The sequence below is a fragment of the Kitasatospora sp. SolWspMP-SS2h genome (assembly GCF_003259315.1).
Classification (GTDB): Bacteria; Actinomycetota; Actinomycetes; order Streptomycetales; family Streptomycetaceae; genus Kitasatospora; species Kitasatospora fiedleri.
On sequence record NZ_QLLT01000026.1, the window covers coordinates 40,399 to 58,731 of the forward strand.

Here is an 18,333-nt window from a genome sequence, read left to right on the forward strand (position 1 = left end):
GGTCAGCCGGCCAGGCCGGCGCCGGTGCCGCCGCCGCCCGGGACGTCCGCGGCGCTGTGCATGATCTCGTCGATCAGGCCGTACGCCTTGGCCTCCTCCGGCGTGAACCAGCGGTCGCGGTCGGAGTCCAGGGTGATCTGCTCGAAGGACTGGCCGCTGTGGAAGGCGATCAGCTCCGACATCCGCTTCTTGGTGCGCAGCAGCTGCTCGGCCTGGATCCGGATGTCGGTGGCGGAGCCGCCGAGGCCCGCGGAGGGCTGGTGCATCAGGATGTTGGCGTTCGGCAGCGAGAAGCGCTTGCCCTTGGCGCCCGCGGTCAGCAGGAACTGGCCCATCGACGCCGCCATGCCCATCGCGATGGTGACCACGTCGTTCTTGATGTACTGCATGGTGTCGTAGATCGCCATGCCGGCCGAGATGGATCCACCCGGGGAGTTGATGTAGAGGTAGATGTCCTTCTCGGGGTCCGCCGCGAGCAGCAGCAGCTGGGCGGTGATCTTGTTGGCGATGTCGTCGTCGACCTGCTGGCCGAGGAAGATGATGCGCTCGTTGAGCAGCCGGTTGTAGACCTGGTCGCCCAGGCCGCCACCCACGTCGCCGCCGGCGGCGTGCGGTGCCATCGGGCCAGGCATCTGCATCTGCGGGAACGTCACTTAGCCACCTGCTCAGTCGATCTGCGTGTGTGTCGCTGTCCACCGACCCTAACGCGCAGGCCCCGCCGCTGAATCCCCCACGCAGAACTGTTCGCTGTGAGCGCAGGGTGAGCAGGCCGAACGCGTCCGGGACGGCCCGGGAACGCGCGAACGGGCCCGGACACCCTGCGGTGTCCGGGCCCTTTCCCGGTGCTTCGACGCCCCGTCGGCGGTCCGACGGTCAGGAGGCTCAGGCCTCGGCGGACTCCTCGGAGGTCTCCGCGGCGGCCTCGGCGGCCTCGGTGGTCTCCTCCTCGTCGTCCTCGAAGGAGACGGTCTCGCCGTTGGTGTCGGTCACCTTGGCGGCCTCGACCACCAGGGCCAGCGCCTTGCCGCGGGCGACCTCGCCGACCAGCAGCTGCACCTGGCCGCCCTGGACGACCTGCTGGGCGAACTGGTCCGGGGTGAGGCCGGAGCCGGCGGCGCGGCGGATGAGGTGCTCGGTGAGCTCCTCCTGGTTGACGCCCAGCTCCTCGTTCTTGACGATCTGGTCCAGCACGAACTGGGTCTTGATGCCCTTCTTCGCCTGCTCCTCGGTCTCCTTCTCGTAGTCCTCGCGGGACTTGTCCTGGGAGGCGAGGTAGGTGTCGAGGGTCAGGCCCATCGGCTCCAGCTGGTGGTGCTCCAGGTTGTGCTTGCGGGTGCCGATCTCGTCCGCGAGCAGCTTCTCCGGGTAGTCCATCTCGACCCGCGAGAGCAGCTCGTCGAGGACCTTCTCCTGGGCCTGGGTGGCCTGGTCGAACTCCTTCATCCGCTCAAGGCGCTTGACGGAGTCGGCGCGGAGCTCCTCGAGGGTGTCGAACTCGCTCGCCAGCTGCGCGAACTCGTCGTCCAGGGCCGGGAGCTCCTTCTCCTGGACGGCGGTCACGGTGACGGTGACCTCGGAGTCCTTGCCCACCTGGGTGCCGCCCTTGAGGGTGGTGGTGAAGGTCTTGGACTCACCGGCGGACAGGCCGATCACGGCCTCGTCGATGCCGTCCAGCAGGCGGCCGGAGCCGATCTCGTAGCTCACGCCGGTGGCGGTGCCGTCCTCCGGCACCTCACCGTCGACCTTGGCCTCCAGGTCGACCACCACGATGTCGTTCTCGCCGGCGGCGCGCTCGACGTCCTTGACGGAGGCGAAGCGCTCGCGCAGCTGCTCCAGCGACTTCTCGACGTCCTCGTCGCCGACCTCGATCGGGTCGACCACGACGGCGATCTCGGAGAACTCGGGCAGGGTGACCTCGGGGCGCACGTCGACCTCGGCGGTGAACTTGAGGTCCCCGCCGTCCGCCAGGTTCTCGACACCCTCGATCTCGGTGATGTCGGGCTGGCCCAGGACGTCGATCTGGCCCTCGTCGACGGCCTGCGTGTAGAAGCGCGGAAGCGCGTCGTTGACGGCCTCCTCCAGCACCGCGCCACGACCGAAGCGCTGGTCGATCACCTTGTTCGGGATCTTGCCCTTGCGGAAGCCCGGAACGGTGACCTGCTGGTTGATCTTCTTGTACGCCGCGTCGAGGCTGGGCTTGAGCTCCTCGAAGGGCACCTCGACGGTGAGTCGAACCCGGGTGGGGTTCAGAGTCTCGACGGCGCTCTTCACGGTTGGGTCTCCTAGGGGGCTTGCGGTCAGGGCGATAGGCGGTTGGGGCTGCATTGCTGTCCGTACTACCGCCAGCGATCCATCCTACCGGTACCACGAAAGCGGCTGTGCCCGGCACCGGGGGCCGGGAGCCCGGGGGCCGGGAACCACGGCGGCGGAGCCACGGCGGCGGGGCGCGGCGACGACGGGGCCGCAACGACAACAGGGCCCCGCCCACCGACGAGACCCTGCCGCACACGGTCGGGGTGACCGGATTCGAACCGACGGCCTTCCGCTCCCAAAGCGGACGCGCTACCAACCTGCGCCACACCCCGTGGTGCCGAGCAGAAGAGTACACGTCGACCCGCCCCCGCCCGGGGCGATATCGACGAGCCGGGGACGAGCCGACAACGGGAAGGAGTGTGCAATCCACCGACCCGACCAGGTACGCTGGGCCAGTCCTCACCACCGCACGGTGGCGGAGGGCGCTTCCCTGCGGGTGTAGCTCAATGGTAGAGCCCCAGTCTTCCAAACTGGTCACGCGAGTTCGATTCTCGTCACCCGCTCCACGAGGCCGACGGCCCCGACCGCCCAGCGGTCGGGGCCGTCGCCGTTCCCGCTCCGGCGCAGCGGCCCCGCCCTCCGGCCGCCCCCTCCCGCCCCGCGGACGGCCCGGAGGCCCCGCGCGGTGGGTCGCGCGGGGCCTCCGGGGGGTGGTGCCGGGGATCAGACGTTGACGCCGTGGGCCGCCAGGTAGGCGACCGGGTCGATGTCGGAGCCGTAGTCCGGGGTGGTGCGGATCTCGAAGTGCAGGTGCGGGCCGGTGACGTTGCCGGTGGCGCCGGACAGGCCGATCTGCTGCCCCGCCGTCACGGACTGGCCGGCCGAGACGGAGATCGAGGAGAGGTGCGCGTACTGGGCGTACTTGCCGTCGGCGAGCTTGATGACGACCTGGTTGCCGTAGGCGCCGCCGTTGCCGGCCGAGACCACGGTGCCGCCGGCGATCGCCTTCAGGCTGGTGCCGGTGGAGACCGGGAAGTCGATGCCGGTGTGGTAGCCGCTGGACCAGCTGGAGCCCGCCACCTTGTAGCCGGTGGTGACGCTGCCCGGCGCGGGGGCGACGTAGCCGGAGGAGGAGCTCGCGGCGGAGCCGGCGCTGCTCGAACCGGTGGAGGCGGTGGCGGTCGACGACTTCGCCGAGGACGACTTCTCGACCTTGGCCTCCGTCTTGGCCTCGGTCTTGGCCTCGGCCTTGGCGGGAGCCGGGGTCGCGGCCTTCGCCTCGGCCGGGGCCTCGGTCTTGGCCGGGGTCTTCGGGGCGGCGGCGGTGGCCGCGGCGTCCGAGGAGGTGGCGGCCGAAGTCGCCGGGGCGGCCTGGCCGTTGACGCTCAGCTGCTGGCCGGGGTAGATCAGGTTCGGGTTGCCGCCGATGACCGAGCGGTTGTCCTGGTAGAGCTTCTCCCAGCCGCCGTCCACGTTCTTCGCGGTGGCGATCTTCGAGAGGGTGTCGCCGGCGGCGACCCTGTAGGTCTGCGCGGCGGCGTCACCGGCGGGGTGGCCGGTGGTGTCGGCGACGGGGGTGGCGTCGACCGAGACGTTGGCCCACTGGCGGCCGCCGTCCTGGTGGTCGGCGGTGCCGTGCGCGGAGGCGGCGGAGACCGGGAGGCCGACCGCGGCACCCACCACGCCGGCGGCGATGGCGATGCGGGCGATGGTGGTCAGGCGCGGCTTGCGGTGCTTGCCCTGGACGGACATGAAGCTGTTCCTCTCCGACGCCTACGAGGTGAGCTGTCGGGTTCGGGCGAGAGTTGCCCGGCCGCGTCTCCGCGGCTTCACCCCGAGCCGTCCCGTGCGTTCCGGGCCCGGCGTCCTACCTGTGGTTCCCCCGCTCCTGCCGTGGCGTGGTGTCTGGTCGGCACCGAACGGCGGCAGGACTAGGCGTTCCGCTCGGTGGCCAGCCCGGCCGATGTCCGGGCTGCGGAGGAAGCAAAACCCACGGCTCGCGGAGCTGGCAAGCGCCGAAGAGCCCCGTTCCCGTGATCGGGAGGGGGCTGACGGTACGCCAGGTCACGCTCCGCCGACGACGGGCTGCGGTGCGCGTACGGGATCATGACGGTGCGCCCACGAACCGCACACAGCGGGCGACGTCGGCCACTGTGTGCACCTGGGCGCTGACCTGGCGTGACGGGTCGGGTGAGCCTGGTCACCCGCGGGCAGCGGTGCGGTCCGGAACGGGGGTGCTCCCGCCCGCCGGAACGTGCTCCCCGGAGCCGGGCGGGGTGGTCAGCCCGCGATGCCGGAGATGGCCTTGGAGATCGAGTTGAGGAACTGCTGGATCGGCCCGGCCATGGTCGACTGGCTCAGCATGAATCCGAACAGCGCGGCGACGATGGCGTGTCCGCCCTTCAGCTGCTTGTTGCGGATGAAGATGAAGACGATGACGCCGAACAGGACAAGGGCGGAGACGGAGAAGGCCACCGGGACTCACTTCCTCGATTCATGGCGGGGGTTCAGGTCGGAACCGGCGACGGCTCCAGGCGGAAACCGGCCCCTACCCCCCGTGTCCCCACCACTCCATCCGGACTCAGTGTGGTCGCTCGTGCGGACTGCGTAAAGGACTTGCCCCGTCACCGGTGGCCCCAACCCGGGTGGTGGGACTGATTTCCGCCGACCGCGACGATAGCGGACGGGTCCTGACGGGGCGTCGGCGGGAGGCGGTTCGCGGCGGCCGCCGCGGCAAACCGGCAGGCAGGCCGGGTCGGTGCCCACCGGTCGGGTATGCCAGGGGAATTGGCCGAAGATCAACGTCGGGGTTTGACACTCCGTGGGCGCTCCGTGCCCGCCGCGTCCGCCGCGTCCGCGCCCGGCGGGGTCAGCGGCGCCAGACCAGCAGCACCGCCCGGTCGTCGTTGACGTGCTTGGCCACGCTGTCGATCAGCCGGACCGCGGCCCCGGGGCGCCCGGCCGCCGGGATGGTGGCGACCAGCCGGTCGGCCTCGCCCATCAGCCGGTCCATGCCCTCGCCCAAGTCCCGGCCGGGGATCTCCACCATGCCGTCGGTGCAGAGCATCAGCACGTCGCCGGGGCCCAAAGTACCGCGCACGCCCTCGAACTTGGCGCCGTCGTAGACGCCGAGCAGCGGGCCCTCGGCCTCCTTGACCTCCCAGTGGCCGGCCCCGGCCAGCCGGTGCATGCCGGGCAGGTGCCCGGCGGAGAGGAGTTCGTACTCGCCGGTGTCCAGGTCGAGGACCAGGTGGACGGCGGTGGCGAAGCCCTCCTCCCAGTCCTGGCGCAGCAGGTAGCCGTTGGCGGCGGGCAGGAAGTCGTGGGCGGGCAGCGAGCCGAGCAGCCCGCCGAAGGCGCCGGAGAGCAGCAGGGCGCGGCTGCCGGCGTCCATGCCCTTGCCGGAGACGTCGGCGAGGACGACTTCGAGCACCGGGCCGGTGCGGGCGGCGACCATGAAGTCGCCGGAGAAGGACTGGCCGCCGGCCGGGCGGAGCGCGGTGTCGGTGTGCCAGCCGTCGGGCAGCTGCGGGACGCGGCCCTGGACCCGGATCCGTTCGCGCAGGTCGAAGAGCATGGTGGAGCCGCCGCGCCAGGGCACGCCGATCCGGCGGCGGAACTGGGCGACCAGCAGCCCGGCGACGCCGACCGCGCCGACCACCAGGGCGGCGCCCGGGGTGACGCCGTGGGCGTACGCCTCGGGCTGCGGGCTGGCCACCCGCTCGCCGGTGTGCACCAGGGACTCGGTGATCAGCCCGGCGGCCGCGGCGGCGTACAGCAGCACCAGGGTGCCGGGGCGCAGCAGCAGCGCGCCGGCCAGCACCGGCAGGACCAGGGCGGTGGGCGGGGCCCAGTCCGGGACGAGGATGTTGAGCAGCACCAGCAGCGGGACGGCCAGGGCGAGCGCGGCGAACGCCCACCAGTCGGCGCCGTCGCCGCGGAAGTAGTCGACCCCGGTGCGGCGCAGCCTGCGCCGGGCCCGGTACAGCGCCGCGCGCAGCCGGGCCGTCACGGGTTCGCGGGACGGTCCGCCGCCCCGGCCCGTCGCACTGGGACGCGCGCTGCCGACCATGGGGACCGACCTTATCCACCGCCGGTGCCCGCGTCGACGGGGCGGGTGGCACCGGGTGCAGCGCGGGGCGGCGGGCCCGGCGGGTTTCGGCCGCCCGGGACGGGTCCGGGGGCGGGGGCCCGGCGGGCGGACCGGCGGTGCGGCCGAACCGGGGCCGGACGTCCGCGCGTTGGGCGCGGTGCGCCCGAGCTGCGCCCGCCGCGGTACGGGGTGCGTCGGGGGACGCCCGGGCGGGCGTCCCCCGTCGGCTCAGCCCTGCGGGTGGTGGGCCGGGATCGGCGGGAGCTCGCCGGTGGTCTCGTACTCGGACAGCATGTCGATCCGGCGGGTGTGCCGCGCCTCACCGCTGTACGGGGTGTTGAGGAAGACCTCGACGAACGCGGTGGCCTCGTCCAGGCTGTGCATCCGGCCGCCGACCGAGATGACGTTGGCGTTGTTGTGCTCGCGGCCGAGGGCCGCGGTCTGCTCGCTCCAGGCGAGGGCGGCCCGGACGCCCTTGACCTTGTTGGCGGCGATCGCCTCGCCGTTGCCGGAGCCGCCGATCACCACGCCCAGCGCCTCGGGGTCGGCGGCGGTGCGCTCGGCCGCCCGGAGGCAGAACGGCGGGTAGTCGTCCTCGGCGTCGTAGACGTGCGGGCCGCAGTCGACCGGCTCGTGCCCGGCCCCCTTCAGCCACTCGACGAGGTGGTTCTTCAGTTCGTATCCGGCGTGGTCGGAGCCCAGGTAGACGCGCATGACCACGAGTGTGACATGCCGTCGGGCCCGCTCCCCGACAGGGGCGCGGGCCCGGCGGTGGTGACGCGGCGTCAGCGGCGGCCGAGCAGTTTCCAGGTGAGCGGGAGGGCGCCCATCGCGAGCACCACCTTGAGCGCGTCGCCGACCAGGTACGGGTACAGGCCGAGGCGGGCGGCCTTCGCCAGCGGGACGTCCAGGGCGAAGGCCAGGTAGGGGACGCCGACGGCGTAGATGGCCAGGCTGCCGAGCACCATCGCGCCCGCGGTGCGCAGCGGGGCGCGGTCGGCGCCGCGGCGGGCCAGCGCGCCGGTCAGGGCGGCGGCGACCACGAAGCCGATCACGTAGCCGAGGGTGGCCAGGCCCGCGCCGGAGGTGCCCTGGGCGAACCACGGCAGGCCGGCCGCGCCGGCCAGCAGGTAGAGGCCGAGGGCGGCGGCGCCGCGGCGGGCGCCGAGCGCGGTGCCGACCAGCAGGGCGGCGAAGGTCTGGCCGGTCACCGGCACCGGCGAGCCGGGGACGGGCACCGACAGCTGGGCGGCCAGGCCGGTCAGCGCGGCGCCGCCGGCCACCAGGGCCAGGTCGCGGGCGCGCGCACCGAGCCGGGTGGACGCCTGCGGCAGCAGGTCGGCGAGGACGGCGGTGGAGGGTGTCGGCGCGGCGATGGCCATGGCTGCTCCCGGGGGTCCGATGCGGGTGATCACCTGTGAACCTACGCGCTGTCCGGCGCCCGCCGCCGCGTCGGCCGTGACAAAAGCCGACCGTCCCGGCTTGTCGGGTCCGGCCTGTGACCGAGCCCTCATCCGCACCGTGGGTGCGGGTGCGGTCACCGTGCGTCGGATGGCCGTCCGGATGGCGGTCCCGCCTGGGAGGCCCCCGCCGGATGCCGAATAGTGGACGGACCCCCGCGAAAGCGTCCGTTAGTCGAACAGTCTGGAACCCTCCGCATGTCCCGCACCCCCACCCCCGAGACCGTGCCCGCCCGGGAGCCGGCCGCCGAGGACGCGGGCCTGGCCCACGGGCTCGAGCAGCGCCACCTGTCGATGATCGCGCTCGGCGGGGTGATCGGCGCCGGGCTGTTCGTCGGCTCGGGCGCCGGGATCGCCGCGGCCGGTCCGGCCGTGGTGCTGGCCTTCGCCGCCTCCGGCCTGCTGGTCATGCTGGTGATGCGGATGCTCGGCGAGATGTCCGCCGCCCGCCCGGCCTCCGGCTCCTTCTCGGTGCACGCGGACCGGGAGATCGGCGGCTGGGCCGGGTTCACCGTCGGCTGGCTGTTCTGGGTGCTGCTGTGCGTCGGTGTCGCGGTGGAGGCGATCGGCGCGGCCGGCATCGTCTCCGGCTGGCTGCCCGCCGTGCCGTCTTGGGCCTGGGTGGCGGTCTTCATGGCCTTCTTCTGCCTGACCAACCTGGCGGCGGTCCGCAACTTCGGCGAGTTCGAGTTCTGGTTCGCCGCGGTCAAGGTGCTGGCCATCACCGCCTTCCTGGTGATCGGCGTGCTGGCGGTCTGCGGCCTGCTGCCCGGCGCCGCCGCCCCGGGGGCGGCCAACCTCACCGGCCACGGCGGCTTCCTCCCGCACGGGACGAGCGGCCTGATCACCGGCCTGCTCGCCTCGGTCTTCGCGTACGGCGGCCTGGAGACCGTCACCATCGCCGCCGCCGAGTCGAAGGACCCGCGGCGCAGCGTGGCGATCGCGGTGCGCACCGCGATGTGGCGGATCGCGCTGTTCTACGTCGGCTCGATGGCGGTGATCGTCACGCTGGTGCCGTGGGACGACCCGGCGGTGGTGCGGCCCGGCCCGTACGTCGCGGTGCTGGACGCGCTGGGCATTCCCGGCGCGGCCCAGCTGATGAACGCGGTGGTGCTGATCGCGCTGCTGTCCGCGATGAACGCCAACATCTACGGCTCGTCCCGGATGGCGCACTCGCTGATCGCCCGCGGCCACGGCCCGCGCGCGCTGTCCCGGCTCTCCGGCGGCGTGCCGCGCCGGGCGGTGCTGGCCTCCTGCGGGTTCGGCTTCCTCGCGGTGCTGCTGTCCTACTGGTGGCCGGAGACCGTCTTCTCCTGGCTGCTGAACATGGTGGGCGCGGCGGTCCTGGTGGTCTGGGCGTTCATCTGCGTCGCCCAGCTGCGGATGCGCCGCCACCTGTCGGCGGCCGAACTCCCGGTCCGGATGTGGGCGTTCCCGTACCTGACGTACCTGGCGCTGGCCGCGATCCTGGCGGTGCTGGTGCTGATGACGCTGGACCCCGCCAACCGCGTGCAGCTCTACTTCACGGCCGGGCTGACGCTGGTGCTGGCGGCGGCGGGCGCGCTGCGCGGCCGGGGGGCCCGGACGGCGCGGACCCCGCGCCCCTGACGGGGCGCGGGGTCCGGCTCCGCTCGGCGGGGCCTACTCGAAGGACGGGCCCGCGGTGCGGGTGCGCTTGATCTCGTAGAAGCCGGGGGTGGCGGCGACCAGGACCGTGCCGTCCCAGAGCCGGGCGGCGGCCTCGCCGCGCGGGGTGGGGGTGACGACCGGGCCGAAGAAGGCGACCCGGTCGCCGTCCGGGCCGTCGACGGCGATCACCGGGGTGCCGACGTCCTCGCCGACCAGGCCGATGCCCTCGGCGTGCGAGGCGCGCAGCGCGTCGTCGTACGCGTCGGTGTCGGCGGCGTCGGCCAGCTCCTCGGGCAGGCCGGCGGCGCGCAGCGCGGCGACGACGGTCTCCCGGGTGTTGGGCAGGCCCTGGTTGTGGAGGCGGGTGCCGAGCTCGGTGTAGAGCGGGCCGAGCACCTTGTCGCCGTGCGCCTGGGCGGCGGCGATCAGGACCCGGACCGGGCCCCAGCCGGCGGCCAGCAGCGTGCGGTACTGCTCGGGCAGGTCGTCCCGGTTCTCGTTGAGGACGGACAGGCTCATCACGTGCCAACGGGTGTCCACCGGGCGGAGCTTCTCGACCTCCAGCATCCAGCGGGAGGTCATCCAGGCCCAGGGGCAGATCGGGTCGAACCAGAAGTCGGCGGTCTTGCGGGAGGCTGCGGTCGTCACGGACGGCGTCCTTCGGAGTCGGCGGGCAGGAGTGGTCGGGGTGTCCCCCGGAATGCAACCGCCCGGTGCCCGCGATGATTCCGCGCCAGTGCAATGGCACAGGTCGGACGGCGTGAAAGGATGCCCCCGAAGGAGCGCCATGAACGTTCCGCGACCGCGTGTTCCGTACAGAGGAGTACCGACGTGCCCGGCAAGAACCTGAGCCGCGAGGAGGCCCGAGACCGGGCCGCGATCATCCGGGTGGAGAGCTACCGCGTCCACCTGGACGTCAGCGGGGCGGCCGACCCCGGTCGGCCCACCTTCCGCTCCACCACCCGGATCTCGTTCGACTGCGCCGAGCCGGGCACGAGCAGCTTCGCCGACCTGCTGGCCCCCGAGGTGGTCTCGGTCGAGCTGAACGGCCTGCCGCTGGACCCGGCCGAGGTGTTCGACGGCACCCGGGTGGCGCTGCCGGTGCTGGCCGCGCACAACCGGCTGACCGTGGTCGCCGAGTGCGCGTACAGCCGCACCGGCGAGGGGCTGCACCGCTTCGTCGACCCGGCGGACGGCGAGACCTACCTGTACACCCACTACGAGCCGGCCGACGCCCGCCGGGTCTTCGCCGACTTCGAACAGCCGGACCTGAAGGCCCCGTTCACCTTCACGGTGACCGCCCCCGCCGCCTGGGACGTGTACGCCAACGCGGTGGCCGAGCGCGTCAGCGCGACCGGGCCCCTCCTGCCCGGGGGCGGGCAAGGAGGGCGCGTCGTCGACGAGGGCGCCGCCCGCACCTGGGAGTTCGCGCCGACCCAGCCGATCTCCACCTACCTGACCGCCGTGGTGGCCGGCCCGTACCACGTGGTGCGCGACCACTACACCCGCGAACTGCCGGACGGCGGCCGGCTGGAGATCCCGCTGGCCGCCACCTGCCGGCGCTCGCTGGCCCCGTACTTCGACGCCGACGAGATCCTCACCGTCACCAAGCAGGGCCTGGACTTCTTCCACCGGGAGTTCGACTACCCGTACCCGTTCGGCAAGTACGACCAGTGCTTCGTCCCCGAGTACAACATCGGCGCGATGGAGAACCCCGGCTGCGTGACCTTCCGCGAGGAGTTCGTCTTCCGCTCGAAGGTCACCGAGGCCGCGTACGAGTCCCGGGCCAACGTGATCCTGCACGAGATGGCGCACATGTGGTTCGGCGACCTGGTCACCATGAAGTGGTGGGACGACCTGTGGCTGAAGGAGTCGTTCGCCGACTTCATGGGCTCCTACGCGCAGATCGGCGCCGGCACGAAGTACCGCTCCGCCTGGATCACCTTCGCCAACCGCCGCAAGGCGTGGGCGTACCGGCAGGACCAGTTCCCCACCACCCACCCGATCACCGCGGACATCCGCGACCTGGAGGACGCCAAGCTCAACTTCGACGGCATCACCTACGCCAAGGGCGCCGCCGTCCTCAAGCAGCTGGTCGCCTACGTCGGCCGGGACGCCTTCTTCGAGGGCGCCCGCACCTACTTCAGGAAGCACGCCTTCGGCAACACCGTGCTCGACGACCTGCTGGACGCCCTGGAGGAGACCAGCGGCCGCGACCTGCGCGCCTGGTCCGCCGCCTGGCTGCAGACCTCCGGCGTCAACACCCTGACCCCCGAGCTGGCGCACGACGCCGAGGGCCGGATCACCGAGCTGGCGATCCGCCAGGACGGCACGCCGCCGCGCCCGCACCGGATCGCGGTCGGCCTGTACGACCGGGCCGAGGACGGCGCGCTGCGCCGCACCGACCGCTACGAGCTGGACGTGGCCGGGGAGCGGACCGTGGTCGCCGCGGCCGCCGGGCGTCCGGTGCCCGCGTTGGTGCTGGTCAACGACGACGACCTGACGTACGGCAAGGTCCGCTTCGACGAGCGCTCGCTGGAGACCCTGCGCACCGGGCTCGGCGACCTCGCCGACGCCCCGGCCGACGGCCCCGGCGCCGCCGACCCGACCGGCGCGGACGCGCCCAGCCTGGCCCGGGCGCTGGCCTGGTCCGCGGTGTGGAACCTGACCCGGGACGGCCTGATGCCCACCCGGGACTACCTCGACCTGGTGCTGCGCTTCGCCGGCCGGGAGTCCGACGTCGGCGTCCTGCAGTCCCTGCACCAGCAGGCCGGCGTCGCGCTGGCGGTGTACGCCGACCCGGCCCACCGCGCCGGGTACGGCACCGCGCTGGCCGAGTGCGCGCTGCGCGAGCTGGAGCGGGCCGCCCCCGGCAGCGACCACCAGCTGGCCTGGGCCCGGTTCCTGGCCGACACCGCCGAGCGCGCCGACCACCTGCGGCTGCTGCGCGGCCTGCTCGACGGGACCGGCCGGATCGACGGCCTGACGGTCGACCAGGAACTGCGCTGGAACTTCTGGCTGGCGCTCGCCGCGCACGGGCGGGCCTCCGCCGAGGAGCTGGCCGCCGAGCTGGCCCGCGACAACACGGCCGGCGGCCGCCGCCGGCAGACCCAGTGCCTGGCCGCGCTGCCCACCCCGGAGGCCAAGGCCGAGGCCTGGTCCTCGGTGGTCGACTCCGACGAGCTGCCCAACGCCCTGGTCGAGGCCCGGATCGCGGGCTTCGACCAGCCCGGGCAGCGGGAGTTGACGGCCCCCTACGCCGAGCGGTACTTCGCCGCGCTGGAGTCGGTCTGGGCGGAGCGCTCGATCGAGATCGCGATGCGGATCGTCGGCGGCTTCTTCCCCCGGCACCAGACCACCCCGCGGACCCTCGCGGCCACCGACGCCTGGCTGTCCGCCCACCCGGACGCCGCCCCGGCGCTGCGCCGGCTGGTGCTGGAGTGCCGGGACGACCTGGCCCGGGCGCTGCGGGCCCAGGAGTGCGACGCCCGGTAGCGCGGGGCCGGTCGTACGGGCCGGTAGCGCGGGGCCGGTCGTACGGGCCGGTGGCGCGGGCCGGTCGTACGGGCCGGTGGCGCGCAGCGGGGCGGCTCCCTCCGCCGGGGAGGGAGCCGCCCCACGGGCGAGTGCGGTGGTACGGCGGGTGCGGCTACTTCAGGGTGGCCGAGGTCAGACCGGCCTGGACCTGGCGCTGGAAGGACAGGTACACCACCAGCACCGGCAGCATCGCGATCGTCATGCCGGCGAACAGGCCGGGGAAGTCGCTGGCGTAGCCGGACTGCAGGGCCAGGTTCATCAGGCCCTGGGCGAGCATCGAGCGGTCCGGGTCGACGCTGCTCTGCTGCTGCATCAGGGTCAGCGGCAGCAGGTACTGGTTCCACTGGCCGAGCACGTTGAAGATGAACACGCTGATCAGGCCGGACTTCGCCATCGGCACCATGACCTGGAAGAACGCCCGGGTGTGCGAGCAGCCGTCGATCATCGCGGCCTCGTGGACGGCGCTGGGCAGCGACCGGAAGAACGAGTGCAGGAAGAACACGGTGAACGGCAGCGAGTACGCCGTGTACACCAGGATCAGGCCGGCGTACTGGTTCAGGCCGAGCCACGGGATCACCGAGCCGAGGTTCTTCATCATGAAGAACAGCGGGACGAGCGCCAGGTACACCGGGAACATCGCGCCGGCGACGAAGAAGTAGTAGATGACCCGGTTGCCGCGGAACTCGTACCGGGCCAGCACGTAGGCGGCCATCGAGCCGAGCAGCATGGTCAGGGTGAGCGAGCCCGCCAGCACGATCACGGTGCTGATGAAGAAGTCGCCGATGCCCTTGTCCCAGGCGCGGGTGAAGGCGTCGAAGCTCCAGTGCGAGGGCCAGCTCCAGGCGCTGTCGCCGATCTCGGTGTTGTTCTTGAACGAGCCGAGGACGATCCAGACCAGCGGGACGAGGATCAGCACGGCCCACAGGGCCAGGAAGCCGTGCGAGAAGACGTTGAGGATCCCTCCGCCGTCGGCGAAGCGCTGGTCCTTGCCGGGCTTGCGCGGCTTGTCGGTCCCGCCGCTGCGCTGGGCCGGGACGGCGGTGGTCGCGTCGGTGTTGGTGCTCATGCCGGGAACCTCAGAACTCGATCTTCTCGCGCCGGGTGACCCGGAGCGAGACGACGGACAGGACCAGGGTGATGAAGAAGATCACCACACCCATGGCGCAGGCGTAGCCGGCCTTGCCGTAGGTGATGAAGTTGCGCATCAGCAAGGTCGCCATGATCTCGCTGTGGTGGTCCGGGCCACCGCCGTAGTACGCGCCGGGCGTCATGGTGGAGACCAGGGCGAAGGCGTCCATCGCGGCGATCGCGAGGTAGACCCAGGCGGTCTGGATGCTCTCCCAGAGCAGCGGCAGCGTGATCTTGAAGAAGGTGGTGCCGCGCTTGGCGCCGTCCAGCAGGGCCGCCTCGTAGATGTCCTTCGGGATGCTCTGCATGGCGGCCGAGAACAGCACCAGGTAGAAGCCGACGCCGGACCAGATGATCACGCCCATGACGCACCACAGGCCGAAGGTCGGGTTGGACGCGAAGTCCCAGGGGTGGCCCTCGTCGACGATGCCGAGCGCGATCAGGACGCCGTTGAGCAGGCCGCCCTTGTCCGTCCGGTACACGCCCTGGAACAGCACCGACAGGATGGCGACCGACAGCACCTGCGGGAAGAAGAAGACGACCTTGTAGAAGGCCGAGCCGCGCACGCCCTGCACGCCGCCGGTGCCGCTCTTGCCGCCGACGTTGAGCATGAAGGCGAAGAACAGCGCCAGCAGGATGGTGGCGAGCGGCAGCACGACCAGCAGCAGCAGGTTGTGCTGGAGCGCGTCGAGGAAGGCGCTGTCCTTGAAGAGCGCGGTGTAGTTGTCCAGCCCGATGAAGTTCATGTCGGGCGAGGCGCCGGACCAGTCGGTCAGCGAGTAGCCGAAGGTCTGCAGGTAGGGCCAGATGACCAGGGCGATGTACAGCACGACGGGAACCACGAGGAACCCGAAGATGAAGGGTGTTTTACGGTGTCGCATGGGAGCTGCTCCTGTCCGCCGACAGCCTGTGGTCAGACAGGCCTGGAACTGCGGTAGCGCGTGGAACGGCCGGGGCCCGCGAGCGGGCCCCGGCCTTGCGGTGACAAGCCGTCGGCCTGCTGGGGTGTCAGATCTTCTTGGAGGTCGCGGCCTTGCCGCGGGCCACCCACTCCTGCGGGGTGATGCGCTTGTTGACCAGCTCGTTGGTGGCGTTCTCGATCTCGGTGTCGAACGCGGTCTGCAGGTCCTGGAAGCTGAAGTTGAAGGTGACGTCGCCGGCCGCCTTGACCGCGTCGGCGGAGGACTTGGTGCCCGGCTTGAGGGCGACGTCGGGGTTGACGCCGTCCTTCAGCACGGTCAGCGAGTTCGCGGTGGCCACGAACTTCGAGGAGCCGTCCTTGGTCAGCATCATGCGCAGGAACTCGAGGCCGCCGGCCTTGTTCTTGGCCTTGCTCGGGACCATGAACGGCTCGCCGGCGCCGGCCCAGAGCGCGGTGCCGGGCAGCTTGTCGCCGGGCAGCGACGGGATCGGCAGGAAGGCCATGTCGAAGTCGGCCGGGGTGGAGGCCAGCATCTCGTTCTCCAGCCAGGAGCCGGACGGGATGAAGGCGGCCTTGCCCTGGCACCAGGCGGTCTGCGACTCGGTGTGGGTCATGCCGTTGGTGCCGGGGAGGAGGAAGTCGCCCTCCATGATCTTGTTGAACGCGCTGACGCCGGCCAGCACCGCCGGGTCGTCCCAGGCCGCCGTGTCACAGGCGTTGATCTTCTTGACCAGGTCCTGGCCGCCCTGCTTGGCGATCAGGCTGAAGATCACGTAGTTCGCGTAGTAGGGGTACTTGCCCTGGTGCGCGAAGGGGGCGATGCCGGCGGCCTTGATGGTGCCGCAGAGGGTGATGAACTCGTCCCAGGTCTTCGGCGGGGTCCAGCCCTTGTCCTTGAAGAGCTTGGCCGAGTACCAGAGGCCGAACACGGTGTAGACGTAGTTCAGCGAGTACATCTTGCCGCCGATGGTGCCCTGCTCGACGGTGCCGGGCAGCAGGACGTCCTTGATCTTCTTCGTCGGGTCGTCCAGGTACGGGGCCTCCAGCAGCACCGACAGGTCGGTGAGCTGGCCGGCGCTGACCAGGACGTCCGCCTTCATCGCCTGGGCACCGGAGTTGTCGAAGACGTCCGGCGGGGTGTTGGCGTTGAAGCGCGGCTGCAGCTTGCCGCTGATCTCCTGGGTGCCCAGGTGCGAGACGGTCGCGCCCGCGTACGCCTTCTTGTAGGCGTCCTCGAACACCTTGGCGTAGTCGTCGCCGTAGCCGCCCTTGAAGATCACGACGTCCAGCGCGTCGCTGTCCTTGACCCCGAACGGGTTCTTGCTGTCGCCGCCGAGCGTCGGAGCGGCGCTGGACTTGCTGTCACCGCTGCCGGAACCGCCGGCGCAGGCGGCGAGCAGCGAAGTGCCGCCCGCGGCGAGGACGGTGATCGCGGCCGCGCGCTTGAACAGGTCGCGACGGTTGTACTCAGTTGCAGAGCCCATGAGTGCCCTAACCCCTCAGTTCCAGAAGAAGTGGACCGGAGCTGACGTCACGTCAACTCCCGCGGCCCGAAAGGTGCCCAGCGGCGAAGGTGCCGGTCAGAGGCGGTGTGATGATGCTGCAAAGGTATAGTCCACTGTTCACCCAGCGGCAATAGTCAGCAGGTCGGATAACAAACCTGACGACTGAACCGTTGTCCGCGATGCAGCATGTGCAATGTGCAGGAACCCTGCGAATTACGTGTCCGCGCCAGGTATGAAGGGGAATCTAGCGCGTTGATGCTCGAAAGAACATAGAAACGCGCAGCTCTGCGCATCACAGTGCTCTAACTGTGATGCGCGAAGCTGCGCGTCGGCCGCCCCGCCCGGGGTGAGCGGGGGTCAGCGGGGGTCAGCGGGAGACCGGCCGGGGGTCCGGCCCGGAATCAGTCGTCCCGGAGGCCCTTGTCCAGGGCGGAGACCAGACTGCCCCGGGCGTCGTCGTTGTCCAGCGACCAGGCCATCACGCCGCCCAGGTCGTTCTCCTCGACGTAGCGCGCCTTGCGGGTCAGCAGGTCGGGGGTGTCGTACGTCCAGAACTCGGTGCCGTCGTACTTCCAGGTCGCCCCGTGCGCGCGGTCGGTGAAGACCGTGCCCGGCAGGTCCTTGATCTGGTTGTAGGGCAGGTTCCCGCCCCGGGACAGGCCGGTGGCGGACTGGTACAGGCCGTTCTTCTTCGGGCCGGCCGGCACGCCCGTCCAGCCGTAGCCGTAGAACGGGACGCCCACCACGGCCTTCTTCGCGGGCAGGCCGCGGTCCAGGTAGGTCCGCACCACCCGGTCGACGCTGAGCTGCTGCCCGGAGGCGTCGGCCCGGTCGGTGTACAGGTTGGCGTCGTGGTTGGTCGGACCCTGGGCCTCCCACGGGCCGTGCAGGTCGTAGGTCATCAGGTTCAGCCAGTCCACCGACTTGGCGACCTTCCCGACCTCCAGCTGGTCGATCTTCGACTCGCCGGCCGGGACCGCGGCGGTGAGCAGGTAGTGCGGGCCCTTCCGGCCGGACAGCGCGTCCAGCTGGCGGCGGAACTCCTGCATCAGCAGGGTGTAGTTCCGCTTGTCCTCCGGGCGCACCACGTTGCCCGCGTCACCGCCGCCGCCCGGGTACTCCCAGTCGACGTCGATGCCGTCGAACACCCCGGCGCCCGCGCCCGCGCCGCCCTCGGCCGAGCCCAGCTGCGGCAGGTCGCCCTTGAGGTACAGGTCGATGCAGGAGGAGACGAACTTCTTCCGGGAGGCGTCGGTGAGCGCCGCGTCCGAGAAGTACTTGGACCAGCTCCAGCCGCCCAGCGAGACCACCGCGCGCAGTTGCGGGTTCTGCGCCTTGAGCTTGCGGAGCTGGTTGAAGTTGCCCTTGAGCGGCTGCTCCGCGGTGTCGGCCACGCCGTCCACCGACTCCTCGGCGCCCACCGGGCGCTGGTAGTCGGCCCAGGCGTCGCCCAGGCCGGCCCCGTTGGCCTCGAAGCAGGTGCCGTCGGCGGAGACGTTGCCGAAGGCGTAGTTGATCACGGTCAGCTTGCCGGCCTGGCCGCTGGCCTGGACGCTCTTGGCCGTGAAGCCGCTGTAGATGCCCCACTGGGTGAAGTAGCCGACCCGCTGGCCCTCCAGCCGGTGGTTCCCGCCGTGGTCGTCGTTCCCGTGGGCCTGGGCCGGGGTGGCGGCGAAAGAGGCGATCAGGACGGCCGCGAGGACCGCAGATGTGCGTCTGGTCATTCCGTGAATCTCTCCGATTCAGCGTCAATTGGTATGGACCATGTGCTGAGGGAGAGGTTTAGTCCATCGGGACCGGAACGCA

General features: G+C 71.5%; 14 protein-coding genes, 2 tRNA genes and 1 riboswitch. Of the genes, 3 read left to right on the plus strand and 13 right to left on the minus strand.

Translation table 11 applies throughout. The annotated features are described in order from the left end of the window. Positions 1-2 precede the first annotated feature (2 nt). From K353_RS27235 to K353_RS27245, 3 genes are all read right to left on the minus strand, one after another. The gene (locus tag K353_RS27235; protein WP_282206501.1) at positions 3-632 is read right to left on the minus strand and encodes an ATP-dependent Clp protease proteolytic subunit; all 630 of its coding nucleotides are present in this window, start codon (positions 630-632) and stop codon (positions 3-5) included. A gap of 250 nt (positions 633-882) precedes the next feature. Continuing rightward, the gene (gene tig / locus K353_RS27240) at positions 883-2,271 is read right to left on the minus strand and encodes a trigger factor (RefSeq protein ID WP_111556175.1); all 1,389 of its coding nucleotides are present in this window, start codon (positions 2,269-2,271) and stop codon (positions 883-885) included. 240 nt (positions 2,272-2,511) lie between these two features. Beyond that, positions 2,512-2,585: transfer RNA gene (locus K353_RS27245), tRNA-Pro, on the minus strand. Between the two features lie 160 nt (positions 2,586-2,745). On the opposite strand from K353_RS27245, the gene K353_RS27250 reads away from it, so the two are divergent. Next, positions 2,746-2,819 (plus strand) — tRNA-Gly (locus K353_RS27250). 157 nt (positions 2,820-2,976) lie between these two features. Here the strand turns inward: K353_RS27250 and K353_RS27255 are convergent. The 5 genes from K353_RS27255 to K353_RS27275 form a co-directional block, all read right to left on the minus strand. Next, a complete protein-coding gene (locus K353_RS27255) occupies positions 2,977-4,005 on the minus strand; it encodes a LysM peptidoglycan-binding domain-containing M23 family metallopeptidase (protein WP_111556176.1) in 1,029 nt (342 codons plus the stop codon). A 5-nt stretch (positions 4,006-4,010) separates the two neighbouring features. After that, positions 4,011-4,162, minus strand: a riboswitch (cyclic di-AMP (ydaO/yuaA leader). A 371-nt stretch (positions 4,163-4,533) separates the two neighbouring features. Next, complete coding sequence (locus K353_RS27260; RefSeq protein WP_111556177.1) at positions 4,534-4,728, minus strand: hypothetical protein; 195 nt, start codon at positions 4,726-4,728, stop codon at positions 4,534-4,536. A gap of 394 nt (positions 4,729-5,122) precedes the next feature. Further along, positions 5,123-6,253, minus strand: coding sequence for a PP2C family protein-serine/threonine phosphatase (locus K353_RS27265; RefSeq protein WP_111556207.1), 1,131 nt, complete (start codon positions 6,251-6,253; stop codon positions 5,123-5,125). A 321-nt stretch (positions 6,254-6,574) separates the two neighbouring features. Further along, positions 6,575-7,060: a ribose-5-phosphate isomerase gene (locus K353_RS27270; protein WP_111556178.1), complete on the minus strand. Its 486-nt coding sequence runs from the start codon at positions 7,058-7,060 to the stop codon at positions 6,575-6,577. A gap of 71 nt (positions 7,061-7,131) precedes the next feature. After that, positions 7,132-7,728: a biotin transporter BioY gene (locus tag K353_RS27275; RefSeq protein ID WP_111556179.1), complete on the minus strand. Its 597-nt coding sequence runs from the start codon at positions 7,726-7,728 to the stop codon at positions 7,132-7,134. 276 nt (positions 7,729-8,004) lie between these two features. On the opposite strand from K353_RS27275, the gene K353_RS27280 reads away from it, so the two are divergent. Then, positions 8,005-9,414 (plus strand): amino acid permease, encoded by a 1,410-nt coding sequence (locus tag K353_RS27280; RefSeq protein WP_111556180.1) that lies wholly within the window; start codon positions 8,005-8,007, stop codon positions 9,412-9,414. A 33-nt stretch (positions 9,415-9,447) separates the two neighbouring features. Here the strand turns inward: K353_RS27280 and K353_RS27285 are convergent, their stop codons facing one another. After that, positions 9,448-10,017 (minus strand): disulfide bond formation protein DsbA, encoded by a 570-nt coding sequence (locus K353_RS27285; protein WP_233533864.1) that lies wholly within the window; start codon positions 10,015-10,017, stop codon positions 9,448-9,450. A gap of 249 nt (positions 10,018-10,266) precedes the next feature. Between K353_RS27285 and pepN the strand changes: the two genes are divergently transcribed. Beyond that, complete coding sequence (pepN, locus tag K353_RS27290) at positions 10,267-12,930, plus strand: aminopeptidase N (protein WP_111556182.1); 2,664 nt, start codon at positions 10,267-10,269, stop codon at positions 12,928-12,930. A gap of 154 nt (positions 12,931-13,084) precedes the next feature. Here pepN and K353_RS27295 read toward each other — a convergent pair whose 3' ends face one another. From K353_RS27295 to K353_RS27310, 4 genes are all read right to left on the minus strand, one after another. Beyond that, positions 13,085-14,038 (minus strand): carbohydrate ABC transporter permease, encoded by a 954-nt coding sequence (locus K353_RS27295; RefSeq protein WP_111556183.1) that lies wholly within the window; start codon positions 14,036-14,038, stop codon positions 13,085-13,087. A gap of 10 nt (positions 14,039-14,048) precedes the next feature. Beyond that, positions 14,049-14,981, minus strand: coding sequence for a carbohydrate ABC transporter permease (locus K353_RS27300; RefSeq protein WP_111556184.1), 933 nt, complete (start codon positions 14,979-14,981; stop codon positions 14,049-14,051). Between the two features lie 127 nt (positions 14,982-15,108). Continuing rightward, on the minus strand, positions 15,109-16,506 hold the full coding sequence (gene ngcE / locus K353_RS27305) for an N-acetylglucosamine/diacetylchitobiose ABC transporter substrate-binding protein (protein WP_111556185.1): 1,398 nt from the start codon (positions 16,504-16,506) through the stop codon (positions 15,109-15,111). Positions 16,507-16,928: 422 nt separating this feature from the next. Continuing rightward, positions 16,929-18,251, minus strand: a complete 1,323-nt coding sequence (locus K353_RS27310; RefSeq protein ID WP_111556186.1) for a glycoside hydrolase family 18 protein — start codon at positions 18,249-18,251, stop codon at positions 16,929-16,931. Between the last annotated feature and the right edge of the window lie 82 nt (positions 18,252-18,333).